At 67.9% G+C, this 21,551-nt stretch carries 23 protein-coding genes and 2 tRNA genes; 12 read left to right on the top strand and 13 right to left on the bottom strand.

What is annotated here, in order from left to right; all coding sequences use genetic code 11:
* Positions 1–68: 68 nt before the first annotated feature.
* From C438_RS01600 to C438_RS01590, 3 genes are all read right to left on the bottom strand, one after another.
* Positions 69–314 (bottom strand): DUF7123 family protein, encoded by a 246-nt coding sequence (locus C438_RS01600; RefSeq protein ID WP_049917659.1) that lies wholly within the window; start codon positions 312–314, stop codon positions 69–71.
* A gap of 306 nt (positions 315–620) precedes the next feature.
* Positions 621–1,406 (bottom strand): molybdopterin synthase, encoded by a 786-nt coding sequence (locus tag C438_RS01595; RefSeq protein ID WP_004967486.1) that lies wholly within the window; start codon positions 1,404–1,406, stop codon positions 621–623.
* 24 nt (positions 1,407–1,430) lie between these two features.
* Positions 1,431–1,775 carry a hypothetical protein gene (locus C438_RS01590; protein WP_004967485.1) on the bottom strand — a complete coding sequence of 115 codons (345 nt, stop codon included), beginning with the start codon at positions 1,773–1,775 and terminating at the stop codon, positions 1,431–1,433.
* Positions 1,776–1,868: 93 nt separating this feature from the next.
* Here C438_RS01590 and pyrH point away from each other — a divergent pair, with 93 nt between their 5' ends.
* Together pyrH and lysS are read left to right on the top strand one after the other, a co-directional pair.
* The gene (gene pyrH, locus C438_RS01585) at positions 1,869–2,582 is read left to right on the top strand and encodes a UMP kinase (protein ID WP_004967484.1); all 714 of its coding nucleotides are present in this window, start codon (positions 1,869–1,871) and stop codon (positions 2,580–2,582) included.
* 1 nt (position 2,583) lies between these two features.
* On the top strand, positions 2,584–4,257 hold the full coding sequence (gene lysS, locus C438_RS01580; RefSeq protein WP_004967483.1) for a lysine--tRNA ligase: 1,674 nt from the start codon (positions 2,584–2,586) through the stop codon (positions 4,255–4,257).
* Between the two features lie 54 nt (positions 4,258–4,311).
* Here lysS and C438_RS01575 read toward each other — a convergent pair whose 3' ends face one another.
* Positions 4,312–4,851 carry a hypothetical protein gene (locus tag C438_RS01575; RefSeq protein ID WP_004967482.1) on the bottom strand — a complete coding sequence of 180 codons (540 nt, stop codon included), beginning with the start codon at positions 4,849–4,851 and terminating at the stop codon, positions 4,312–4,314.
* A 131-nt stretch (positions 4,852–4,982) separates the two neighbouring features.
* Between C438_RS01575 and C438_RS01570 the strand changes: the two genes are divergently transcribed.
* From C438_RS01570 to C438_RS01560, 3 genes are all read left to right on the top strand, one after another.
* Positions 4,983–5,459, top strand: a complete 477-nt coding sequence (locus C438_RS01570) for a hypothetical protein (protein WP_004967481.1) — start codon at positions 4,983–4,985, stop codon at positions 5,457–5,459.
* A gap of 133 nt (positions 5,460–5,592) precedes the next feature.
* Positions 5,593–7,377 (top strand): site-2 protease family protein, encoded by a 1,785-nt coding sequence (locus tag C438_RS01565; RefSeq protein WP_004967480.1) that lies wholly within the window; start codon positions 5,593–5,595, stop codon positions 7,375–7,377.
* Between the two features lie 96 nt (positions 7,378–7,473).
* Entirely contained in the window at positions 7,474–8,958 is a 1,485-nt protein-coding gene (locus tag C438_RS01560; protein ID WP_004967479.1) for a heme-binding protein, read from the top strand.
* A 184-nt stretch (positions 8,959–9,142) separates the two neighbouring features.
* Here C438_RS01560 and C438_RS01555 read toward each other — a convergent pair whose 3' ends face one another.
* The 6 genes from C438_RS01555 to C438_RS01535 all read right to left on the bottom strand — a co-directional run bounded on the left by C438_RS01555 (position 9,143) and on the right by C438_RS01535 (position 14,128).
* On the bottom strand, positions 9,143–9,391 hold the full coding sequence (locus tag C438_RS01555) for a hypothetical protein (RefSeq protein WP_004967478.1): 249 nt from the start codon (positions 9,389–9,391) through the stop codon (positions 9,143–9,145).
* Between the two features lie 52 nt (positions 9,392–9,443).
* On the bottom strand, positions 9,444–9,914 hold the full coding sequence (locus C438_RS01550; protein ID WP_004967477.1) for an SHOCT domain-containing protein: 471 nt from the start codon (positions 9,912–9,914) through the stop codon (positions 9,444–9,446).
* Between the two features lie 51 nt (positions 9,915–9,965).
* Positions 9,966–12,122, bottom strand: a complete 2,157-nt coding sequence (locus tag C438_RS01545) for an alkaline phosphatase PhoX (protein ID WP_049917636.1) — start codon at positions 12,120–12,122, stop codon at positions 9,966–9,968.
* 103 nt (positions 12,123–12,225) lie between these two features.
* Positions 12,226–12,690, bottom strand: a complete 465-nt coding sequence (locus tag C438_RS01540) for a hypothetical protein (protein WP_004967475.1) — start codon at positions 12,688–12,690, stop codon at positions 12,226–12,228.
* A gap of 194 nt (positions 12,691–12,884) precedes the next feature.
* Entirely contained in the window at positions 12,885–13,055 is a 171-nt protein-coding gene (locus tag C438_RS19580; RefSeq protein ID WP_004041755.1) for a hypothetical protein, read from the bottom strand.
* Positions 13,055–14,128: an aldo/keto reductase gene (locus C438_RS01535; protein ID WP_004967474.1), complete on the bottom strand. Its 1,074-nt coding sequence runs from the start codon at positions 14,126–14,128 to the stop codon at positions 13,055–13,057. The genes C438_RS19580 and C438_RS01535 overlap by 1 nt, the downstream gene beginning before the upstream one ends.
* Before the next feature lie 190 nt (positions 14,129–14,318).
* On the opposite strand from C438_RS01535, the gene C438_RS01530 reads away from it, so the two are divergent.
* From C438_RS01530 to C438_RS01520, 3 genes are all read left to right on the top strand, one after another.
* The gene (locus tag C438_RS01530) at positions 14,319–15,236 is read left to right on the top strand and encodes an acyltransferase (RefSeq protein ID WP_004967473.1); all 918 of its coding nucleotides are present in this window, start codon (positions 14,319–14,321) and stop codon (positions 15,234–15,236) included.
* A gap of 114 nt (positions 15,237–15,350) precedes the next feature.
* Positions 15,351–15,647 carry a DUF7577 domain-containing protein gene (locus C438_RS01525; protein ID WP_004967472.1) on the top strand — a complete coding sequence of 99 codons (297 nt, stop codon included), beginning with the start codon at positions 15,351–15,353 and terminating at the stop codon, positions 15,645–15,647.
* Positions 15,648–15,697: 50 nt separating this feature from the next.
* Entirely contained in the window at positions 15,698–15,877 is a 180-nt protein-coding gene (locus tag C438_RS01520; RefSeq protein WP_004967471.1) for a hypothetical protein, read from the top strand.
* A 196-nt stretch (positions 15,878–16,073) separates the two neighbouring features.
* On the opposite strand, the gene C438_RS01515 is transcribed toward C438_RS01520, so the two are convergent.
* Positions 16,074–16,144 (bottom strand) — tRNA-Gly (locus C438_RS01515).
* Positions 16,145–16,468: 324 nt separating this feature from the next.
* Between C438_RS01515 and C438_RS01510 the strand changes: the two genes are divergently transcribed.
* Positions 16,469–17,299, top strand: a complete 831-nt coding sequence (locus tag C438_RS01510; protein WP_004967470.1) for an NAD+ synthase — start codon at positions 16,469–16,471, stop codon at positions 17,297–17,299.
* Positions 17,300–17,335: 36 nt separating this feature from the next.
* Here the strand turns inward: C438_RS01510 and C438_RS01505 are convergent, their stop codons facing one another.
* Entirely contained in the window at positions 17,336–18,031 is a 696-nt protein-coding gene (locus C438_RS01505) for an enoyl-CoA hydratase/isomerase family protein (protein WP_004967469.1), read from the bottom strand.
* Between the two features lie 60 nt (positions 18,032–18,091).
* Here C438_RS01505 and C438_RS01500 point away from each other — a divergent pair, with 60 nt between their 5' ends.
* Positions 18,092–18,769, top strand: coding sequence for a DUF7114 family protein (locus tag C438_RS01500; RefSeq protein WP_004967468.1), 678 nt, complete (start codon positions 18,092–18,094; stop codon positions 18,767–18,769).
* 78 nt (positions 18,770–18,847) lie between these two features.
* Positions 18,848–18,919: transfer RNA gene (locus C438_RS01495), tRNA-Thr, on the top strand.
* Between the two features lie 88 nt (positions 18,920–19,007).
* Here C438_RS01495 and C438_RS01490 read toward each other — a convergent pair.
* Positions 19,008–20,057 (bottom strand): pectinesterase family protein, encoded by a 1,050-nt coding sequence (locus C438_RS01490; protein ID WP_004967467.1) that lies wholly within the window; start codon positions 20,055–20,057, stop codon positions 19,008–19,010.
* 153 nt (positions 20,058–20,210) lie between these two features.
* Between C438_RS01490 and C438_RS01485 the strand changes: the two genes are divergently transcribed.
* A complete protein-coding gene (locus C438_RS01485; RefSeq protein WP_004967466.1) occupies positions 20,211–21,536 on the top strand; it encodes an MFS transporter in 1,326 nt (441 codons plus the stop codon).
* The last annotated feature ends 15 nt before the right edge of the window (positions 21,537–21,551 follow it).

The following is a 21,551-nucleotide window of genomic DNA, read 5'->3' as shown; positions in this document are numbered from 1 at the left end:
TCGTCCGGGGACCGGGCGGTACGCGTCGTCCTGACGCTGGCGTCGGTCGGGGCGGGCGGTGCGTGCGTTCAGGCGGTCTCGACGCGCCACGTGGTCGCGCTCGTGTACGACCACTTCTCGATAGTCAGGTCCGTCGCGGAGTCGCGGAGCTTGACCATCAGGGCGCCGATCTCCTTGGGAGACAGGCCGACATCGTCGGCGATGAATTTGCTCTTGAAGTACATCTCGCCGTCTTTCGCACGGTCGAGCAGGTACTGCTTGAGGCGGTCTTCCTTGGAGCTACTGTCGGTGGAGGGGGGTACTGTTGCGCTCATCTGGTACACCTCACTTCCACCTATCGACCCATCACCTGTTATAAAGGAAGGTCCGTTAGAATTAGTTCGGCCGCTTTCAGCTTGAATCGACCAAAACGGTTCGTTTTAGGAATCTTTGAAATCGACGTAGATTTTTTAGAACCGATTCTGAGGGATTATTTCTGAAAATAATAGTTAGAAACTAATGGGGCGAAAACACCCCGATTCACCCCGTCTGACGCCCCATTTTGCGGAAATCGGTGCCGCAATATCGGTGATTTCCCCGCCGACGCGACTATCCGCGTACCTTGAATAATCTACTCTGCCTCAGCGGTCGTGGACCCAGAACTCCTCGTCGGTGGTCGTCTCCTTCTTGAAAATCGGCACCTCGTCTTTCAGGCGGTCGATTCCGTCTTCGACCGTCCGGAACGCCTCTCGGCGGTGCCCCGCGAGAACGACGACGAACACGATGTCCTCGCCGTCGCCGATGACGCCCACCCGGTGATGCATGAGGACGCGGAGGACGCCGTCGCGCTCCTCCAGTTCCTCCGAAATCGCGGCCATCTTCGACTCCGCGACCCCGTCGTACTTCTCGAATTCGAGGCTGAGCGTCGGGTCGTCGCCCTCGGCCTCCTTCGCGCGCACTCGCCCGGTGAACGTCGCAATCGCGCCGGCGTACACCTCCAGTGGGTCCGCCTTCGCGCGTTCGACCAGCGTTTCGAGCGTGACGTGCGGTTCGTGCGCGTCGACCTCCGCGGCGAGGGACGCCACGTCCGCGGCGTCGGCCGTTTCGACTTCCTTGACGACGCGCGCCGCGTCGGCACCGGCGAGGGCGACCGTGGGGACGCGCGCGTCGGGGAACCCCGAGAGGAGCGCGTAGTCGTACTCTGCGGAGAGGTCGTCGAGGAGTCCATCGAGGTCGCGGTCGTCGCCGGTGCCGACCCAGTTGCCGTCCGGCGAGAGGCCGTAGGCGGCGGCGACGCCGTCTGTCGACTCCGGTTCGGTCGCGCTCTCGGGGAGCGATTCCACGGTGGCGACGCGGCCGTCTAACTGCGCGGCGAGTCGGTCACAGAGCGTCGTCGCGCCCGCGCCGACGATTCCGAGGACGTGCATACCCGAAGGACGGCCCGCGCCGGTTTAAGATTGCTCCGTGCCGGCCTCGTCGGGCTCGGGTGTCGGCTCCGACTTCCGCGCCTCGGGGCGCGGGCGAGTCCGATACAGGTGGACGGCGACGGCCGCGCCGACGAGGCCGAGGAGCGTCGCCAGCCACGGGGCCGCCGCGCCGACGGGGGTGTCGGCCGTCGCGGGCAACGTGTCGAACTGCCAGAGCGCCCAGCCGACCGAAAAACAGGCCACCAGCGCCCAGTTGAAGACGGTTCTGCGGTCGACCTCGCCGCGGCGGTGGCGGACGAGCATCGCGCCGAGCGCGAGCACCCACCCGACGGCGATGAGCGTGACCGTCTCCACGGTGACGAGTCGCATACCCGTAGTCGCCGCGAGAGTGGTTTAAAGCCCCCGACACGGGCGTCTCGCAGTTGATAACCCTTAAGATGCGGTCACGGATACCCGTGTGCAATGAGAGTCGTCATCTCCATCGGCGGAAGCGTGCTCGCGCCGGACCTCGACGCTCGACGCGTGGAGGCTCACGCCTCCGTCGTCGAAACGCTCGCGCGGGACGGGTGCGAAATCGGTGCGGTCGTCGGCGGCGGCGGCGTCGCCCGCGACTACATCGGTGCGGCCCGCGACCTCGGCGCGAACGAGGTCCAACTCGACCAGATCGGCATCGACGTGACCAGAATCAACGCCCGCCTGCTCATCGCGGCGCTCGGCTCGCAGGTCGACCCCAAGGTCGCCCACGACTACGAGGACGCCGGCGACGCCATCCGGCGCGGCGACATCTCGGTGATGGGCGGCGTCATGCCCGGCCAGACCACGGACGCCGTCGCGGCCGCGCTCGCCGAGTACGTCGACGCCGACCTGCTCGTCTACGCGACCAGCGTCGACGGCGTGTTCAGCGCCGACCCGAAATCCGACCCCGACGCGACGAAGTTCGAGGAGATGACCGCCGCGGAGCTCGTCGACGTCATCGGCGACATCGAGATGAACGCCGGGTCGTCCGCCCCGGTCGACCTCCTCGCCGCGAAGCTCATCGAGCGCGCGAAGATGCGCACCATCGTCCTCGACGGCACGGACCCCGACCGCATCACGCCGGCGGTCCTCCGCGGCGAGCACACGGGCACCGACATCATCCCCGAGGGCGGCGACGAACCCACCTACTGGGCCCCCTGAGATGACGACCGACGACCCCTCCCGCGGCGACGCCCCCGCCGCGGACGCGACCGACGGCGACGGCGACGCGGACGCCGCCCACCACGGCTTCTGGGCCGACGAGGTCGCCGACGAAATCGAGGCCCGCGACCCCGACGAACCGGTCGTCGTCAAGGGCGGCGTCTCCCCCTCGGGCGTGGCCCACCTCGGCAACTTCAACGAGATTATGCGCGGCTACTTCGTCGCCGAGGTGCTCCGCGAGCGCGGCCACGAGGTCCGGCAGGTGTTCACCAGCGACGACAAGGACCCGCTCCGGAAGCTCCCGCGAAAGCTCGCGGACGCCGACGGCAACATCGTCGGGCTCGGCGAGGTCGACGCCGGCGCGCTCGGCCGCAACCTCGGCAAGCCGTACACGTCGATTCCGGACCCGTTCGGCGAGGCCGAGTCCTACGCGGCGCACTTCGCGGCGCTCCTGAAGGCCGACGCCGACCGCCTCGGCGTCCCGGTGGAGATGATTTCCAACACCGAACTGTACGACAACGGCGACTTCGACCCCGTGGTCGAACACGTCCTCGAACACGCCGGCACCGCCCGCGAGGTGCTGGGCGAGTACCAGTCGAAGGTCGACGAGGACTACGTCCCCTTCAACCCCGTCTGCGCCGAGTGCGGCAAAATCACGGAGACGGTCACGGACATCGACCTCGACGCCGGCACCGTCGACTACGTCTGTACCGACATGACCGTCGGCGACAACACCATCGACGGCTGTGGCCACGAGGGGACCGCGACGTTCCGCGAGGGAAAACTGCCGTGGCGCTTCGAGTGGCCCGGTCAGTGGCAGGTCCTCGGCGTCGACTTCGAGCCGTTCGGCAAGGACCACGCCGAGGGCTCGTGGCCCTCCGGCAAGGACATCGCCGAGAACGTCCTCGGAATCGAGCCGCCGGTGCCGATGGTGTACGAGTGGTTCACGCTCAACGGCGAGGCGCTGTCGTCGTCGGCCGGCAACATCGTCACCGTTGCGGAGATGCTCGACCTGCTCGAACCCGAGGTGCTCCGGTACTTCTTCGCGCTCAACCCGCGGAAGGCCCGCGACCTCGACCTCACGCGGCTCGACCAGCTCGTCGACGACTTCGACCGCTTCGAGCGCGCCTACTTCGGCGACGTCGACGACGAGAGCCTGACCCGCTTCGCCGAGCGCGCCTACCCGTTCGTCGTCGACGAGGTCCGCGAGGACCGGGTTCGGCTCCCGTACACGTTCGCGGCCGTCCTCGGCATGACCGACGACGAGGACCTGCGCGTCAAGATGGCCCGCAACGAGGGCTTCTTCGACGAGGACACCCCCGACGAGGTGGTCGAAGAGGCGCTCGGCCGGGTCGAGCGCGCCCGCCGCTGGGCCGAGAAGATGGACAACCAGTACAACTACCGCCTGCAGGTCGACCTCCCCGAGTTCGACTTCGACCCCGCGGTCGAGGCCGCGCTCGACGAACTAGCGGACTTCGTCGAGGAGAACCACGACGGCGAGGCGATTCAGGGCGAAATCTACGAGACGGCGCGCCGCCACGACATCGAGATGGGCGACTTCTTCGCCGCCGGCTACCGCCTGTTTTTCGACGCCGAACAGGGGCCGCGACTCGGCGAGTTCCTCGGCGAGCTGGAGCGCGACTTCGTCGTCACGCGACTCCGCCGCGAGGACTGACTCCTCGCCCCTCTCCCCTCGTCGTCGCCGTCGCCGTCGCCCTCATCCGGACCGTCAGTTCTCCTCGATAGCGTCTATGACGACCGCGCCGACGACGGCGAGCCGCGGGTCGATTCGCTCGCGGTCCACGTCGACGGTGTACTTGTCGCGGAGCGAGAACTGCCCGTCGACCGCGCCGACAGACTCCCCCGTCGCGTCCTCGATGCGGTACGAGAAGGGAATGAGCGTCGTGACGAGCCGTCTGGCGACCGCCATCGGGACGCTGTCCTCGACGATTCGCCCCGCGACCGAGCCGTCGGGACCGAGCAGTTGGTAGGTGTGTCTGGCGAACGAGAACGCGCCGCGTTTGACCGCGCCGACGCGCTCGCCGGTCCGACTGTCGACGATGTCGTAGGCGGCCGACACGTCGAGGACGCTGTCGGCCTTGACGCGGAAGCGCTCTTCGCCGGTCTCGTGGTCGTTCAGCCGGAAGTCCTCTTTCAGTTTGAACTTCTTTTGCTTCGCCGAGAGGATGGGGTCGTCGCCCTCGTAGACGACGTACTTGTTGCTGATGGACACCTTCTGTCGGACCTCGTAGCGGGAACTGTCGAACACGGTTCCCGTTGGTCGCCGGGGTGGCTAAAACCCTTCTGGGGGACGACTTATGTCCCCGACGCGCATACGATGAGACGGGCTCGTTCCCTCGCGAACGACGCCTACCGCGGCTTCGCCGCATCACAGTTCACATGTCTCTCATCGACTTCATCCGGTCCGTGGAGGAATCGCAAGACGAATTCGACGTCGAACTGGAGGAGTTCGACGCCGACTCCGAACAGGCGTCCGTCGACGACGACCCCTCGGGCGGCCGCTCGTGGGGCCGTCTGCTCCTCGTCGCGTTGCTCCTCGTGGGCGTCGCCTACGTCGTCTCTCGGCTTCGCTCGTCGTCCGGCGACTCCTTCACCGACATCGCGCTCGCCGACGACCCCGCCGGGGGCGAGACGGCGGCCGACGAGGAGACCGGCGCGGGCGACGACGCGTCCGACGACGAGGACGCCACGGTCACCGTCGAACACGACCCCGAAGAGGAGACTGAGGACGCCGCGTCCGACGACGAGACGGACGAGACGGACGAGACTGCCGACGCGAGCGACGAGGAGACCGACGCGGACGACGACGGCGCGGTCGAAGTCGAAATCGAGTCGCCCGGCGACGACGACGAGTAACCCGACTCTCGGTCGCGGGCCGGGTCGGCTCCCGACCGCGACCCCGCTCGCGCTCGTCGAACGCGGTACCGTGACCCGAACGGTGGTACCGTAACCCGAACGCCTTTTGGCGCGCGCCGCTTCCCTTCGGGCGATGAACACGCTGCTTTGGGTTCTCGCCGGCTTCATCGCCTACTCTCTCCTCGCGGCGCTGTTGCGTGCTCGCGGTATCCTCCCCGAGTACGTCCGCGTCCAGGGTCCCCTCACGACGGTCCACACCCGTCGCGGCCGCGAACTCCTCGACAGAATCGCCGCCCCCAAGCGGTTCTGGCGTGCGTGGAGCAACGTCGGCCTCGGCATCGCCCTCGTCATCATGGTCGGGACGTTCGTCCTCCTCGTGTTTCAGGCGGTCGTCATCCTCCAGAACCCGCCCGCCCCGACGCAGGTGAACCAGCCGCAGAACTTCCTCGTCATCCCCGGCGTCAACGACTTCCTCCCGCTTTCGGTCGCGCCGGAAATCCTCTTCGGCCTCCTCGTCGGCCTCGTCGTCCACGAGGGCGGCCACGGCGTCCTCAGCCGCGTCGAGGGCATCGACGTGGAGTCGATGGGCATCGTCCTCCTGACGATACTCCCCGTGGGGGCGTTCGTCGAACCCTCCGAGGAGAGCCAGCGCCGCGCCGACCGCGGCGGCAAGTCGCGGATGTTCGCCGCCGGCGTGACGAACAACTTCGCCGTCACGCTCGTCGCGTTCGCCCTGCTTTTCGGCCCGGTCATCGGCTCTATCTCGGTCGCGCCCGGTGTCGCCGTTTCCGGCGCGTACGCCGGGTCGCCGGCCGACGCGGCGGGCATCTCGGGCGGCGACCGCGTGACCGCCATCGAGGGCACGCCGGTCAACACGACGCGGGAACTCGACGCCGCGCTCCTCGCGACCGACGCGGGGACGGTCTCGGTCGAACTCGACGGCGAGCGGACCGTCTCGGTCACGCGCGAACTCGTCGTCGCCGGCTCCGTCGCCGGCAACCCCGCGAACCTGACCGTCGAGTCCGGGTCCGACCCGATTCGCGTGACCGCGGTCAACGGGACCGCCGTCTCGACGCGCGCCGACTTCGAGTCGGCCGTCGGCGACTCGCGATTCGCCCGCCTCGACACCTCCGCCGGCGAGCGCACCATCCCCGTCGGTGCCTACATCACGACCGTCGCCGAGAACGGCCCGCTGTACAACGCCACGGGGACGACCCAGCCCCTCATCGTCTCGTCGTTCAACGGCGAGCGCATCACCTCCTCGACGGAGTTGCAAGCGGCGCTCGACCGGACGGACCCCGACCAGACCGTCGCCGTCGAACTGTACCGAAACGGCGGCTTCGAGACGGTGCAGGTGACGCTCGGCACGAACGACCAGGACGGCAACGGCTTCCTCGGCGTCAACATCTTCCAGGGGACGAGCGGCCTGCTCCTGACGGACTTCGGGACGCAGGAGTACCCCGCGGGGACGTACCTCTCGCTTCTCGGCGGCGACGGCGGCGACGGCGGCCTCGCGACCGCCTTCGAAGGGTCGCCGCTCCAACTCGTCTACGTGTCACTGCTCTTGCCCCTCGCGTCGGTCGTCCTCGGGATTCCGAACTTCCCCGGCTTCACCGGACAGGTCGTCAACTTCTATCAGGTCGGCGGCCCGCTGGGCTTCCTCGGCGGCGGCGTCTTCATCTTCGCCAACGTCCTGTTCTGGACGGCGTGGATTAACCTCCAACTGGGGCTTTTCAACTGCATCCCCGGCTACCCGCTCGACGGCGGTCGCATCCTGCGGACCTCGGCCGAGGCCGTCGTCTCGCGGCTCCCGGTCGACGACCCCCACACCGTCGTCCGCACCATCACGACCTCCATCGGCCTCACGATGCTCGCGTCGCTCGTGCTCATGATATTCGGGCCGACGCTCCTCGGCTGAGCATCCCGGTCGACGCCGACCCGCATCCCTCCGACGGTTCTCGAACCGCGAAAACGACTCGCAACTTCAATACCGGATGACTCCCTAGGCCACGGTATGGTAGAGGCCCCACAGACCGACGAGGGCTGGTTCGCGCTGCACGACTTCCGAACCGTCGACTGGGACGCGTGGCGTGACGCGCCCGAACACGAGCGCCGCCGCGCAATCGAGGAGGGCGTCGCGTACCTCGACGCCCACGAGGCGGTCGAGGACGCCGAGGCGGGCGCGTCCGCCGTCTTCTCCGTCCTCGGCCACAAGGCGGACTTCGTGGTCGTCCACTTCCGGCCGACGCTGGACGACGTCTCGCGCGCCGAACGGCAGTTCGAGCAGACCGCGCTCGCGGCCTTCACCGAACAGCCGACCTCCTACGTCTCCGTCACCGAGGTGTCCGGCTACGTCTCGGACGACTACTTCGAGGGCAACGAGGAGGACATCGACACCGGCCTGCTCCGCTACATCGAGGGCAAGCTCAAGCCCGACATCCCCGAGGACACCTACATGTCCTTCTACCCGATGTCGAAGCGCCGCGGCGAGGAGCACAACTGGTACGACCTCTCGTTCGACGAGCGCCGCGACCTGATGTCCACCCACGGCGACACCGGCCGGCAGTACGCCGGGAAAATCAAGCAGGTCATCGCCTCCTCGGTCGGCTTCGACGACTACGAGTGGGGCGTCACGCTGTTCGGCGACGACCCGACCGACATCAAGGACATCGTCTACGAGATGCGCTTCGACGAGGTGTCCTCGAAGTACGGCGAGTTCGGCCAGTTCTACGTCGGGCGGCGCTTCCCGCCGTCGGACCTCGGCGCGTTCCTCGCGGGCGACGGCGTCCCGACGAGCGAGTTCGGCGACGAGTCCCACCACGGCGCGCACGCACACGGCGGCGACGGCCACCATCACGGCGACGGCGACGACGGTGGACACCACCACGGCGACGACGGCGGCGACGAGAGCGCCGACGAGGACATCCGGGGACAGCTCGAAGACCTGAACATCTACGCCGGCAAGCCCCACGGCGAGGACGTGTACGCGACGGTGCTCTACTCCGAGGCCGACGCCGACGAGCTGTTCGAGGAAGTCGAGGGCCTCCGGGGCAACTTCGACCACTACCCGACGCACGTCAAGACGGCCGTCTACGAGGCCAACGAGCGCGGCCGGGTCGCCGTCGTCTCCATCTGGGAGACGGCGTCGGCCGCCGAGACCGCCGCGGGCTTCCTCTCGGAGCTTCCCGGCATCGTCGAGCGCGCCGGCGAGGAGTCCGGCTTCGGCACGATGGGGATGTTCTACACCGTCAAGTCCGAACACCGCGGCGACTTCGTCGAGAAGTTCGGCACCGTCGGCGGCCTCCTCGAAGAGATGGACGGCCACTTCGACACGGACCTGATGGTCAACGTCGAGGACGAAGACGACATGTTCATCGCCAGCCAGTGGCGCTCGCAGGACGACGCGATGGAGTTCTTCCGCTCGGACGCGTTCCGCGACACGGTCCAGTGGGGCCGCGACGTGCTGGCGGACCGGCCGCGACACGTGTTCTTAGCGTAGCTCCGCGACCATCGGGAGCGGGGTGAGGAACCCCCATACGGGGGTGACGAACCTTTTTGGTCCAGAGTTTGCCAGCGAGCGGAGCGAGCGCAGGAAACGGTGGCGTGTACGTGCTGGCGGACCGGCCGCGACACGTCTTCCTCGCCTGAGTCGGTCGAACGTCAAAATAGGGACGCGGCTTTTTTCACGCGAGCGCGGTGCGAACGTCTCGGAGCTTCGGGCGGACCTTGTCGGTCCCGACGTTGTACGCGAAGTACAGCGCCACCGCGCCCATCACGACCGCCCACGCGGCGATTTCGACGTTGCCCTGCTCGAAGGTGACGAACGCGAACCGCTCGATGTACGCGCCGGCGAGAGAAAGCCCCGCACTGCCGAGGCCGAAGACGAGGAGTTCGAGGAGGTCCGGGAGCACGTCGACGAGTGAACTACGCATAGTCGTCCCGAACTCGGTCGAGCGTTGTGGCTTTTTCGGTCTCGAATCGGCTTCAGTTCCGCTCGAACGTCGGTTCCGACTCGTCGGTCGCCCGCGCCCGCTCCCGTTCCCGCGTCCGCGATTGCGACCCGGCGAGGAGGTCCTCGGTCTCGACCAGTCTGGTGAGGCGGCGCTCGAACTCCTCGTCGGAGAGGTCGCCGGCGGCGTAGCGCTCCCGCAGTCGCTCGATGGCCGACTCGTCGTCGACCGGGTCGTACCCGGACTCGTCCGACGCCCGCGTCCACTCGCCGTCGCCGTCGGGGTCGCCGCGGACGCGACGCAGGACGCGCCGCCCGGCGTACGCCAGCGCCATCACCGTCGGCGCGACGACGAGAAACCAGACGACGGCGAGGTGCGCTTCGAGCCCCATCATCAGCGCGATGAGCATCAACCACGCCCCGGTGACCGCTCCCAAGAGCGGCGGACTTCGGGCGACGACGCGGGCCTCGCGGGAGAGTACCGAACCGAATCGTTCGAGGACCATCGGTCGGACGTGTCTCTCGAAATACAAAAAACCGCGTCCGAGCGAGGCGGGTTAGTTGCCGTTTCCGTTCCCGTCGCCTCGGCCCGGCGTGTCGTCATCGTCGCCTCGGCCCGGATTGCCGTCACCCTCGCCTCGGCCCGGATTGTCGGCGTCGTCGCCGTCGGGGTCGTTCCCGTGGCCGCGGTCGTCGTCTTCGGGCGTGTAGACGTACAGGCAGTCGTTTTTGTACGAGCGGCCGAACTGGTCGGCGTCCTCGCAACAGAGCACGCGGCCGTCGTCGAGCACGGCGAGGTTGTCGACGTTGATGAGCGCGTCGTCGGCGACGGCGGCGGGGTCGCTCGCGTCGGGGCCGACGATGACGGGTTCGAGCGTCGAGACGTCGTAGTCGGCCTCCAGTTCCGCGCGGTAGACGACGCCCCCGTCGACGCGCTGGAGCTGGAGGTCGCCCGCGTCGTTCGACATGTCGTCGTTGAGTGCTGAGATGCCGAAGTAGACGTAGTCGCCGGGTTCCGCGCCGTCGACGCTGTCGATGCCCTCGGCCTTGTTGAACTCGATGGTCGCGCCGATTTCCTTCGCGGCCGCGCGGGTCTCGAGGAACGGGACGCGGCGCAGTTCCTCGTCGACGCCGCCGGGGCCGCGCGTCTCGTACTGGTCGGCCCACTCGACGATTTCCTCGTCGGTGACGTAGTCGCGGTTGCCCCCCTCGACGACCGCCCTGTCGGCGGCTTCGAGGAGTTCGGGGGTCACCTCGTCGCCTTCGGTCCAGTCCGTGTGGGTTTCGAGGTAGTCGACCTGCGTGACGCCGTCGTACTCCGCGACCCACGCCGCGACTTCCGCGTTGGTCGCGTGCCCGAGTTCGACCCACTCGATTTCGAGGTTCACGTCGGCCGGGGGCGCGTCGACCGCGGCGTCGCGGTTCGTCACGTACGGCGCGTAGAGCGTCCCGGCGAGGTCCATCGGGTCGTCGTAGCTCGGAATCGGCTCGTCGGCGACGAACTTGTAGACGCCCTTGCTGTCGCCGTCGGAGGCGAGGTAGACCGTCCGCTCGTCGGACTGCACGTCGGGGCACTCCCACGCGGCCCGGCCCATGACGTAGTACTTGACCGGCTCGGGGGTCTCGGCGGCCGGGTCGCGGACGTCGACGATGTAGCCGTAGCGGTACGGGTTGGGGTAGACGTCGCCGATGGGCGTCAGGTCGTTGCCGTCGCCGGACTGGTCTACCGGCTCCGCGCCGAGGTAGTACGCGAGGAGTTCGACGCCCGCGACCGCCCAGTAGCTCTGGACGAACCACGACTCGTCGCCGTAGTAGTCGTCGACGGCCGCCTGAATCTCGGTCGGGTTGGGTCGGTTCCAGAACTCGTGTGCGCCGCGGAGCCCCTTGCCAGTGCCCTGCTCGACGATGTCGCCGACCGTCGCGGTCAGCGAGACGCGTGGGTGGCCGTAGTTCTCCTCGGCCGACAGCATCGTGTTCCACGGGCTCAGGTCGCCGTAGCAGTTGATTCGCGTCCCCCCGAGGTCGCGCAGGGCGTCGGTGTTGGCGAGGTTCAGCGCGTTTTCGAGGTCGGCGGTCCACGAGCCGTCGTCGTCCCGACTGAGCGGAATCCGCGAGACGTTACCCGGACTCGCCTCCCAGTTGGTGAACAGGTAGCCTTCGGTCTCCTCGTCGTTCGTGGCGACGAACTGGTTGCAGTCGGGGGTGTAGCCCGCGTCGGCGTACTTCGACCCGCTGAACTGGTCGCTCGTGATGTTCGTCCCGTCGGGCGTCTGCGGCACGCCGAGGAGTTCCGACCCGCCGTTGATGACGTCGCGCTCGCGGGCCAGAATCTCGTAGTCGCCGGCGGCGGACCGGACCGTTCGCCGCTCTGCGTCCGTCTCGGGCGTCGATAGCTCGTCGAAGTCGCTCTCGCCGTCGAACGAGAACTGGAAGCCGGAGAAGTAGCCGACCGCCGCCCTGTCGTAGGGCGCGGGGTTCTCGCGGTCGGGGTGCTGGAGGCTGTAGAGGAGCGACCCGTCGCCGAAGACGAACGGACCGGTCACTTCCGCGCCGAACGCCGTCGTCGAAAACCGCTTGAGTTCGCCACGCACGAGCGGTGCGCGCGGCGTGTTCGGGTCGTCGGGGTCGGCCGCCTGACCGACGCCTGCCACGCTCGCTCCCAGCGCGGCGGCGACGGACGATGCCATGAGGGTTCGCCGAGTGAATTCCACCATGCGTCCGAAGAAGCGGAACCGGCCCCCGTGTAGATTTATATGACAACAAGGTTGCAATACTGTCCGGGGGAGAGCGGTCTGTTGAGTATATAGCGGTCCGGTCTCACTTCGCGGGCGACGCGTCGTCCGCGACTGGCTTCCCCTCGCGTTCGAGCGCCTCGACCCCGTCTCGAATCTCCTCGGCGCGCCGTCGGACGGCCGCGACGTAGCGCTCGATTCGCGCCCGCTTTTTCCCGTAGAACGACGCCACCCAGTCGGCGTCGGCGTAGGGTTGCGTCAGGAAGTACGCCGCGAGGGTGTCGCGGCCCGCTTGGATGATTTCCGGCGGCACGCCGCGGTCACCCGTGCCGGCCTCGACGAACCCGTTCACGTCGAAGTAGACGTCGGCGTAGAGCGCGGCCGTGTCGGGGTCGTCGAACTCGCGGCCCGCGTGGTCGGGCGCGCGGAAGCCGTACCGCCGGCCCTCTCCGTCGGGGTCGTCGAACTCGACGATTCGGACGCCCAGCGGGTAGGTTCTGTACGCGCGCTCCGACCGCGTCTCGGGGGAGGGGGATGCTGAATTCGACATGTTCGGGTGTGCGCGTCGCCCCGGCGCGAGCGCACCGCGGCGACCGTACCGGTCGGGTTCGACGGCGGGGGTGTAGTAGGCTTATAAGTTGGATATATATCGAACGGGAGCCCTCGTGAGCGTCCGAAACGGAGGGAAACAGAACGAACCAAAACGAGCGAACGCGCGACTGAGCCGCCGCGGGACCGCCGTCGTCAGCGGCCGTCGCGGACGTACTTCGCGGCACCGACAACGCCGGTGAGGAGCGTCAGCGCAATCCACTTGCCGGCGTCGTCGCCGCGCTTCTTGGCGTCGAGGCTGACCAGCCACGCGAGCGCGACGTGGGCGACCGCGGTGACGCCGAGGAGGGTCTTCAGGCGACCCATTATGCCTCGTTGCGCGCGCCCTTCGCGACGCGCTTGTCGAGGCCGGCCGCGCGGATGTCGTCGCCGTCGACCGACGAGCGGAGCGCGTCCATGCCGTCGAAGCGGTCGATGCCGAAGTTGTCCGCGTACAGCTCCTCGACGCGGGTCATCTCCTCGTCGGTGAGCTTCGGCACGTCGGAGGCCTTCGCCCACTCGTCGATGTCGTCTTTCGTGCGGAACGTCGGCGTGACGGCCGCGGTCTCGTCGTAGCCGAGGAGGTAGGCGATGGACGCCTGCGCCATCGTCCGCTCGCCGTCGCGTTCGAGGAAGCGGAGTTGTTCGAGCTTCTCCCAGCCCGTCTCGTACCACTCGTCGGGGCGGAAGCCGCGGTGGTCGCCGGAGCCGAGTTCGGTCTCGGGTCGGACCTGCTCGTTCAGGAGGCCCGAGGAGTGCGGCACGCGGGCGATGAGGCTCGTCGGAGAGCCGGTCTCGCGGATGGTGTCGAGGAAGTGGTTGCCCACGTCCTGCTCGAAGGCGTTCCAGACGATTTGGAGCGCGTCGAACTCCTCTTCGATGGCCATGTCGCCTTCGGCCAGCCAGCCGATGGAGGGGCCGAGCGCCCAGCCGGTGGCCTCGATGAGACCCTCCTCTTTCAGTTCGTCGAGGGCTTCGAGCACGTCGGGCGTGACCTCGTCGACGTTCGCGTTGTGGAGTTGCAGGAGGTCGACGTACTCCATGTCGAGGCGTTCGAGGCTCTTTTCGGTCGCCTCGCGGACCCACTCGCCGGTGATTTCCTTGGGGAGTTCGCCGTGGCCGGCCTGCGGGTTGTTGTAGAAGTCGTAGCCGATTTTGGTGGCGACGGTGACCTCGTCGCGGTAGTCGGCAAGCGCCTCGCCGACGACCTCCTCGGAGTGGCCGTGGCCGTACACGTCACCCGTGTCGAAGAAGTCGATGCCCTGCTCGATGGCGTGGTGGAGCATCTCGATGGAGTCTTCGTCCGAGCGGTCGCCCCACCAGTCGGTCCCGACGACCCACGCACCGAAGCCGACCTCGCTGACTTCGATGCCGGAGGTGCCGAGTTCGCGGTAGTGCATGGCCGGCCCTACGAATTGGGGCGACTTATTCCGTGTGTTTTGTTCCCGTACGCTGGGAATCCCGCCGCGGGCGGGCGCTCGATTTCACGCATCGCAAACGCCCGGAACCAGCCAGTATTGCCCGGAGGAGGCCTGACGCGGGGTTCGCACAACCGAATCCCTTTGAATCTCGACGGCTTACGACGGTGCAATGACGAAGGTCCACGTTTCGCTTCCGGAGGACGCCGAAGAAGGCTTACAGGCGTTTATCGACGAGGTCGACGGTCGGCTCGCCTCGGACGAAGACACCTGCACGGTCGTTCGGGACACTCTCATCGACCTGTTCGGCGACCGCGAGGCGTGGGAGCGCTGGCAGAACGGCAAGCCCGTCTCGCCCGCGACGCGGGTCCGACTGCAGGGATACGACCCCTGTAACGCGACGCTCGAAGCCGAGTACTACGCCGAGAAGGACGACGAGAAGTTCAAGCGCTCGAAACACCTCCAGTGGCTCTGGCGGCAGTTCGACGCGACGCCGATGGCCGACAACGTCGCCTTCGCCCTCCGGTTCCGACAGATGCTCGCCGACCACCTGTTCGCGGAGGCCGGCGACAACCTCCGCATCTTCAAGGGCGTCACCTTCTCGTACGGTCACAACATCTCCGTCGGCGACAACACGGTCATCCACGACGACGTCCACCTCGACGACCGCGGGAAACTCACCATCGGCGACCGGGTCTCCATCTCCGACAGCGCCCACATCTACAGCCACTCTCACGACACCGTCGACCAGACCGAGGTCAGGAACTACCACACGACCATCGGCGACGACGCGCGCATCACCTACGACGCGATGGTGAACGCCGGCGTCTCGGTCGGCGAGAACGCCATCGTCGGCGCGCGGTCGGTCGTGCAGGGCGACGTGCCCGCCCACCACATCGCGGTCGGCTCCCCCGCCAAGAGCGTGAAAGTAAAGCCCGGCTTCGAGGAGGTCGCCGAACCGCTCGACGCCGGGGGCGAGCGCCGCGCCGACGAGCGCGAGATTCCCTACGAGCTCCCCGACGACATCGAGGCCTTCGACGAGTTCGACCGCGACCTCGACGGCCCGGTGGACTCCCACCGGCGCGAGTAACCCTTTTCGACGCGAAGCCGCCCCGCCGGCATCGCCCGCGACCACCGCCGAGAGCGTCAGCAGACCCGTTCGACCGAAGAACCGATATAGCATGCTAACGTAAGTCAATGTGTGATGGACGTCTGGGGTTGGATTGTCGTCTACGCCCTCGGGTTGACCCTGCTCCAGCTTCTGGTCTATCGGTACCTCGTCAACGGCGGTGAGCCGACGATGGGCGAGGGGACCGGCCGGGACTCCGCCCGGACGGACCGCTACGTCCACCCCGAAATCGCGGCGTCGTTCGACGACGGCTCGCAGGCCGGCGTGCAGACGACGCCGACGGGCGAGCGCATCTGCCCGAACTGCGGGGCCGAAAACGAGGCCGACACCACGTTCGACCTCTGCTGGAACTGCACCCGGCGGCTCCGGTGACGACCCGTAGCCGAGTCCGTTTTACCAGCCCTCGACTAACTACGCGTATCATGGCCGACGACGACGAACTCCACGGCGAAATCGACGCGCTCGCCCGCGACATCGAGCGGGCGATTCTCGAATTCGACTCGGCCCTCGAACGCCACGCGATGATTCGCCAGACCGCCCGCGAGCCGGTGTTCCGGTCGGAGTCGCCGCAGTTCGACGACGTGCAGAACCTGTTTTTCTGAGTCGGCGAGGCGGGCTACTGTTCGAAGACGGGACTCGTGCGCCGACCGGGAGTGCCGCGAGTGAAACGAGCGGCACATTGGCGAGATGGTCTCTCGCCAGAACTGAGCAAACCGAAGGTTTGCGAAGGTCGGTCGCATCGCTTCACTCCACGGGACTCGGAGCCGTTCGGCTCCTCGTCTGGTTCCGTTCAGAAGATGCGCCGACCGGGAATTGAACCCGGGCTCCGAGCTTGGGAAGCTCGTGTCCTACCACTGGACCATCGGCGCTCACATTCGTTCGCCCCGTGGCTGACTTCACTTCGTTCAGTCACCCATCGGCGCGCTTCGCTTCGCTTGCGCCCCTGACTCGACCTCACTCCGTTCAGTCGACCATCGGCGCTCACATTCGTTCGCCCCGCGCGTTGTCTCACTTCGCTCGACAACACATCGGCGCGCTCCGCTTCGAACCGCGTTCCGAAGCAAAAATTCGTAGACCGCGGGGGCACTTGAACGTAGCGCTTCACCCCATCGAACCCCCGCGAAAACTGGACGGCCGTCCATTGTTTTCGCGTGACACGTGACTATTTGGGCCCCCGGTACCAACCGGGGTTCATGACATCCGTCGACGTTCTCTCGGAGGACGCCCCGTTCGACCTCCTGTTGTCCGACGAGGAACTCGAAGCGCACCGCGAGCACATCACGACCTTCATCGAAGACACCGTCGGGGCCGCCGGTGCCGATGGGGCCGTCATCGGGCTGTCCGGTGGTATCGACTCGACGCTCACCGCCTTCCTCGCCGTCGAGGCGCTCGGGAAGGAGAACCTCCACGGACTCGTCATGCCGAGCGTGGCGAACGACGAGGACATGATGAGCGACGCCGAGGGCGTCGCCGAAATGCTGGGCATCGAGTACGACGTGGTCGAGATTCAGCCCATCGCGGAGACGTTCTTCGACACGTTCCCCGAGGCGGCCGACGACCGCATGGCCGCCGGAAACGTCTACGTCCGCACGCGGGCGGTGCTCAACTACTTCGTCGCCAACCACGAGAACCGCATCGTGCTCGGGACGGGCAACCGAGCCGAGGCGATGACCGGCTACTTCACGAAGTACGGCGACCAGGCGGTCGACTGCAACCCCATCGGGAACCTCTACAAACAGCAGGTTCGCCAGCTGGCCGCCCACGTCGGCGTGCCGGAAGACCTCGTGTTGCAGACCCCCTCGGCCGAGATGTGGTCCGGGCAGACTGACGAGGGCGAACTCGGCCTCACCTACGACGCGCTCGACGCGATTCTCGCGCTCCACGTGGACGGCCCGCTCTCGAAGTCCGCGACGGTCCGGCACCTCGGCGTGACCGAAGAACAGGTCGACCGCGTGGTCGGCCTCGTCGAGGGGAGCGCCCACAAGCGGTCGATGCCGCCCGCGCCGTCGGCGCTCGATATCTAACCAGCCGTCGAACCGCCCCGTCCACAGAACTCAAACTCACGTTTCGCGCGACGCCGCGATGTCGTCGGCGTTCGCCCGATGCAACTCCGCGAAGTCGGCGGCTTCCCGGTCGAGTCGTGCTTCCCGGTCGCCGCGGTCGCGCAGTCGCTCCTTGACGATTCGGAGCGACCGGTGGTCGTTGTCGGCCATCGAGGCCGCGACCGAACGCGGGTCGTCGACGATTCGGGAGACGAGACCCATTCGGAGGGCTTCGTCGGCGTCGACGACGCGGCCCGAAAGCGAGAATTCGAGGGCGTGACCCTCGCCGACGACGCGCGGGAGGCGAACGGTCCCGCCCCACGCGCCGAACAGGCCGAGTCGGACGCCCGGCTCGCCGAGGGTCGCACGCGGGGTGGCCACCCGCACGTCGCAGGCGAGCGCGAGTTCGACACCGCCGCCGCGGGCCGCGCCGTCGATGCCGGCGACGACGACCGATTCGGCCGATTCGATGGCGTCGGCGACGCGCTGGCCATGTTTTGCGAACGCCTCGGGGTCGTCGAGGTCGGCGACGCTGTCGAGGTCCGCGCCGGCGCAGAACGCCCGGCCGCTCCCGCGGAGGAGGACGACCGGCGCGTCGGCGTCGGCGACCGCGGCTTCGAGCGCGTCGAGGTCGGTCGGTCTGAGGGCGTTCCGTCGCGCCGGGCGGTCGATGGTCACGACCCGGAGGTCGCCGTCGTCCGTCGTCCGTATCATACGCCCGTTGTGCCGTGGTTTTCCAAAGGTCTTTGCCCTCCCAACCGTAAGTCTCGGCCGATGGACGACGCCGTGCGAGCCCGCGAGGCCGCGCGCGAGGCCCTCTCCGACATCGAGCCCGAGGCCCTCCGCGCGGCGCTGGACGAACGCCTCGACGCCGCCTCCTTGACGCCGGCAGTGCTCACGTTCGTGAGCGCGCGGGCCGTCGAACCGAAGGTCGACCTGAACGGGCTGGCCTCCCGCGCGGCCGGAGTGCAACTCATCTACGAGGGCCTCCGGCTCACCCGGTCGCTCGCCCACGACGAGCCGTGGTCGCACCTCGACTCCCCCGAGGCGGACACCGACGCCGACCTCGACATCCTCGCGGCGGACGTGCTCGTCTCGCGCGGCTTCTACCTCCTCGCCCGAACCGAGGCCGCCGACCACGCCGTCGAGACGGTCCGCGCCTTCGGCCGCGACCAGACCCGCCGCCGCTCGGCCGTCGAATCGGAGCGCCCGAGCCTCGACGGCGAACTCGAAGTGAACATCTGCACGCTCGCCGTCGTCGCCGGCACCACGGCCGTCGGCTCGGCCCCGCCGACCGCCCTCGTGGAGTACGCCGCCGGGCTGGCCGACTCCCACGACGGCGACTTCCCCCCGGCCGACGAGACCGTCTCCGAAGGGACTGTCGAGCGCATCGCGGCCCTCTACCGAGGCGGCGGTGGCGACGACGCGGTCACCTCCGCCGCGGACCGCTAATCGACATACGCTACCACGGTTCCGGGGCGATTCGAATCGAAACCCCTAAAGAGGAACCCGGACAACCAAGGAATGCCTGCCTGGGTAGCTTAGCGGTAAAGCGCGTCCTTGGTAAGGACGAGACCCCGGGTTCAAATCCCGGCCTAGGCTCTTCTTGAAATTCAACTGTTGAGCGAGGCGTCTCGTCGCCGAGCGGTTGCTAGATTCCGGTTGAAACTGAACCGTCCTGCTCGAACCCTTACTCCTCCCAGTCCCACCACTCTCCATCACCCTCCGAACTCAACACGTTCCCCTTCGAATACCACCCTACCTCGTCTTCAGTCAGCGTCGTCGCCCACGACACCCGCTCGCCCTCCGCACCCGGTCCTCGACTGTCGTACTCGACGTATTCGACCGTCGACTCGGCTTCCGGTCGCGACCAGTTGTGCCAGCCGGCGGGGAGCACGTGCGAGTCCATCCGGGTGCGGAGAAACGCGGTTCGGGCGTGATTCCGCCACGGGCGGCCGAGATACACCTCTGACACGTCGGCGTCGGCGGTCAGTTCGCAGTCCAGAAAGACGAAGCCGAAGGGTTCGTCCTCGGGTGTGGAGGCGGCCGTCACGTACGAGTCGGCTTTCGAGTGGACGCGGCAGTTCTCGAAGACGGCGGTCGCCCCGCCGAAGACGAAGTCGGTCGTCCCCTCGACGTAGCACTCCGAGAAGTACTGGCGCGCCCCCTCGCCGGCGGCGTAGACGGTGTCTTGGTGGCCGAGGAAGCGGCAGTTCTCGAAACTCGCCCGGTCGGCGTCGACGTGGAGGGCGACGGCCTGTCCGACCGGGCCGGCGCTGTTCTCGACGGTCAGGTTTCGGGCGCGGAAGTCGTTGCCGCGGACCTTCAGCGTGTGGGTGAAGAAGGTGCTGTTGCGCCCGCGGTCGATTTTCTCGAAGTGGTCGTCGTGGGTGATGACCGTCTCCCCGGCGCGCTCGCCGACGAGGGTGACGTCGGGGTTCCACGCGTGGACCTCGACCTTCTCGTCGTACACGCCCGCGCGGACGAGGATGCGGATGCGGTCCGGCGGGAACGACTTCGCACCGTCGATGGCGGCCTGAATCGTCTCGTAGTCTCCGGTCCCGTCCTTCGCGACGACGTAATCGTACTTGTCGGAGTCGTCGGAATCGCGGGCATCCTCGGAGTCGTCAGGCTCGCTGGCGTCGTCGCCGTCGTCAGCGTCCCCGAGGGTTCCGACCGCCCCGGCGGCGACGCCGAGACAGCCGACCGCGACTGCGAGAGCCGTGAGTAATGCGAGCATGGGCCGTATCACCCTCCCCGACGCTATACGCTTGGGGGATACCGGTGGAACTCACGGCGGCGCGGGGAGCGACCTCTCCACGGTAACTATAACTCTCCGACCGTCACGAACGACCGCGACAGACATTTACACGCACGCGGTGTCGCCTGAGCCATGACACGGTTCTCAGTCCGGTCCACGCCGATACGTCTCCGGTGGGCGCTCTGGGCGCTCTTGACGACGGGCTTTCTCCTCGTCAGCTTCCATCGCGTGACCTCGGCGGTCCTCGCCGACGACCTCGCGCGGGCGTTCGACACGACCGGCGCGGAGCTCGGCATGCTCCACGCGTCCTTTTTCTACATCTACGCCGGCCTGCAGTTACCGGCGGGCATCCTCGTGGACCGCGCGGGGTCGCGCCGGGTCGCCGCCGGCGGACTCGCCGTGATGGCGCTCGGCGTCTTCGGCTTCGCGCTCGCGCCGACCTACGAGGTGGCGTTCGCCTCGCGGGCGCTCCTCGGCCTCGGCGGGAGCGTCCTCTACACGGCGACGCTCCGGTTCCTCGCGAACTGGTACCGACCGGACGAGTTCGCCACGATGACCGGGTGGACCGTCGCCGCGGCGGGGATGGGCGGCGTGCTCGCGACGACGCCGCTCGCGGTCGCAATCGACGCGGTCGGCTGGCGCTCGGTCCTCCTCGGGGTCGGTGTCGGCGGCGTCGGCCTCGCCGTCGTGACGTTCCTCGCGGTCCGGGACCGGCCGCGAGACGCCGGGTTCGACCCCCTCGACGGCGTCCGCCCGCCCGCGTCGTCGGTCGAACTCGGGGCGGTCGTCGAGAACACGAGGCGCGTCCTCCGCGAGGGCGAGACGTGGCTGATGGGGACGATGCTGTTTCTCGTCTTGGGAACGAACTTCACCGTCACCGGCCTGTGGGGCGTCCCCTACATCGCCGACCTCTACGACGTGTCGGTCCGGACGGCCTCGCTTTTCGTCTTCGTCGGTAACGTCGGCTTCCTCCTCGGATCGCCCGTGCTCGGGACGCTCTCGGACCGCATCGGCTACCGAACCGAACTCATCGTCGCCTCCTGTGCCGTCTTCACCCTCTCCTACGGGCTCGTCTTCCTCCTCGTGACGCCGCCGCTCCTCGTGGTCGGCGTCCTGCTGTTCTCGGCGCTGTTCGTCATGGGCGGGGCCGTCATCGCCTTCACGGTCGCCAAGGAGCGCCACGACGCCACCGCGAGCGCGACCGTCACGGGCGCGATAAACAGCATGGGCTACTTCGGTGCGGCGCTGTTCCCGGCGGTGATGGGCCTCGCCCTCGACGCCTACTGGACGGGCGAGACCGTCGCCGGGGCGCGGGTTTACACGGCGACCGGCTACCGCGTCGCGTTCGGCATCGCCACCGCCGCGGGGGTCGTGGCGGTGTGTTGTGCGTACCTGCTCCACCGGCGGGAGTCCCGGACCGACGCGGCTCTATCGGCGACCGCGGAGCCGACCGACTGAGGGACGTGTCCCCCT

Source organism: Haloferax denitrificans ATCC 35960 (assembly GCF_000337795.1).
Taxonomy (GTDB): Archaea; Halobacteriota; Halobacteria; order Halobacteriales; family Haloferacaceae; genus Haloferax; species Haloferax denitrificans.
The sequence above is the reverse complement of the archived record's forward strand: the minus strand, read 5'-3'. Positions and strand labels throughout refer to the sequence as shown.

Coding starts and splice junctions, on each gene's coding strand:
- C438_RS01600 (WP_049917659.1), bottom strand. CDS start 314: ATGAGCGCAACAGTACCCCCCTCCACCGACAGTAGCTCCAAGGAAGAC.
- C438_RS01595 (WP_004967486.1), bottom strand. CDS start 1,406: ATGCACGTCCTCGGAATCGTCGGCGCGGGCGCGACGACGCTCTGTGAC.
- C438_RS01590 (WP_004967485.1), bottom strand. CDS start 1,775: ATGCGACTCGTCACCGTGGAGACGGTCACGCTCATCGCCGTCGGGTGG.
- pyrH (WP_004967484.1), top strand. CDS start 1,869: ATGAGAGTCGTCATCTCCATCGGCGGAAGCGTGCTCGCGCCGGACCTC.
- lysS (WP_004967483.1), top strand. CDS start 2,584: ATGACGACCGACGACCCCTCCCGCGGCGACGCCCCCGCCGCGGACGCG.
- C438_RS01570 (WP_004967481.1), top strand. CDS start 4,983: ATGTCTCTCATCGACTTCATCCGGTCCGTGGAGGAATCGCAAGACGAA.
- C438_RS01565 (WP_004967480.1), top strand. CDS start 5,593: ATGAACACGCTGCTTTGGGTTCTCGCCGGCTTCATCGCCTACTCTCTC.
- C438_RS01560 (WP_004967479.1), top strand. CDS start 7,474: ATGGTAGAGGCCCCACAGACCGACGAGGGCTGGTTCGCGCTGCACGAC.
- C438_RS01555 (WP_004967478.1), bottom strand. CDS start 9,391: ATGCGTAGTTCACTCGTCGACGTGCTCCCGGACCTCCTCGAACTCCTC.
- C438_RS01550 (WP_004967477.1), bottom strand. CDS start 9,914: ATGGTCCTCGAACGATTCGGTTCGGTACTCTCCCGCGAGGCCCGCGTC.
- C438_RS01545 (WP_049917636.1), bottom strand. CDS start 12,122: ATGGTGGAATTCACTCGGCGAACCCTCATGGCATCGTCCGTCGCCGCC.
- C438_RS01540 (WP_004967475.1), bottom strand. CDS start 12,690: ATGTCGAATTCAGCATCCCCCTCCCCCGAGACGCGGTCGGAGCGCGCG.
- C438_RS19580 (WP_004041755.1), bottom strand. CDS start 13,055: ATGGGTCGCCTGAAGACCCTCCTCGGCGTCACCGCGGTCGCCCACGTC.
- C438_RS01535 (WP_004967474.1), bottom strand. CDS start 14,128: ATGCACTACCGCGAACTCGGCACCTCCGGCATCGAAGTCAGCGAGGTC.
- C438_RS01530 (WP_004967473.1), top strand. CDS start 14,319: ATGACGAAGGTCCACGTTTCGCTTCCGGAGGACGCCGAAGAAGGCTTA.
- C438_RS01525 (WP_004967472.1), top strand. CDS start 15,351: ATGGACGTCTGGGGTTGGATTGTCGTCTACGCCCTCGGGTTGACCCTG.
- C438_RS01520 (WP_004967471.1), top strand. CDS start 15,698: ATGGCCGACGACGACGAACTCCACGGCGAAATCGACGCGCTCGCCCGC.
- C438_RS01510 (WP_004967470.1), top strand. CDS start 16,469: ATGACATCCGTCGACGTTCTCTCGGAGGACGCCCCGTTCGACCTCCTG.
- C438_RS01505 (WP_004967469.1), bottom strand. CDS start 18,031: ATGATACGGACGACGGACGACGGCGACCTCCGGGTCGTGACCATCGAC.
- C438_RS01500 (WP_004967468.1), top strand. CDS start 18,092: ATGGACGACGCCGTGCGAGCCCGCGAGGCCGCGCGCGAGGCCCTCTCC.
- C438_RS01490 (WP_004967467.1), bottom strand. CDS start 20,057: ATGCTCGCATTACTCACGGCTCTCGCAGTCGCGGTCGGCTGTCTCGGC.
- C438_RS01485 (WP_004967466.1), top strand. CDS start 20,211: ATGACACGGTTCTCAGTCCGGTCCACGCCGATACGTCTCCGGTGGGCG.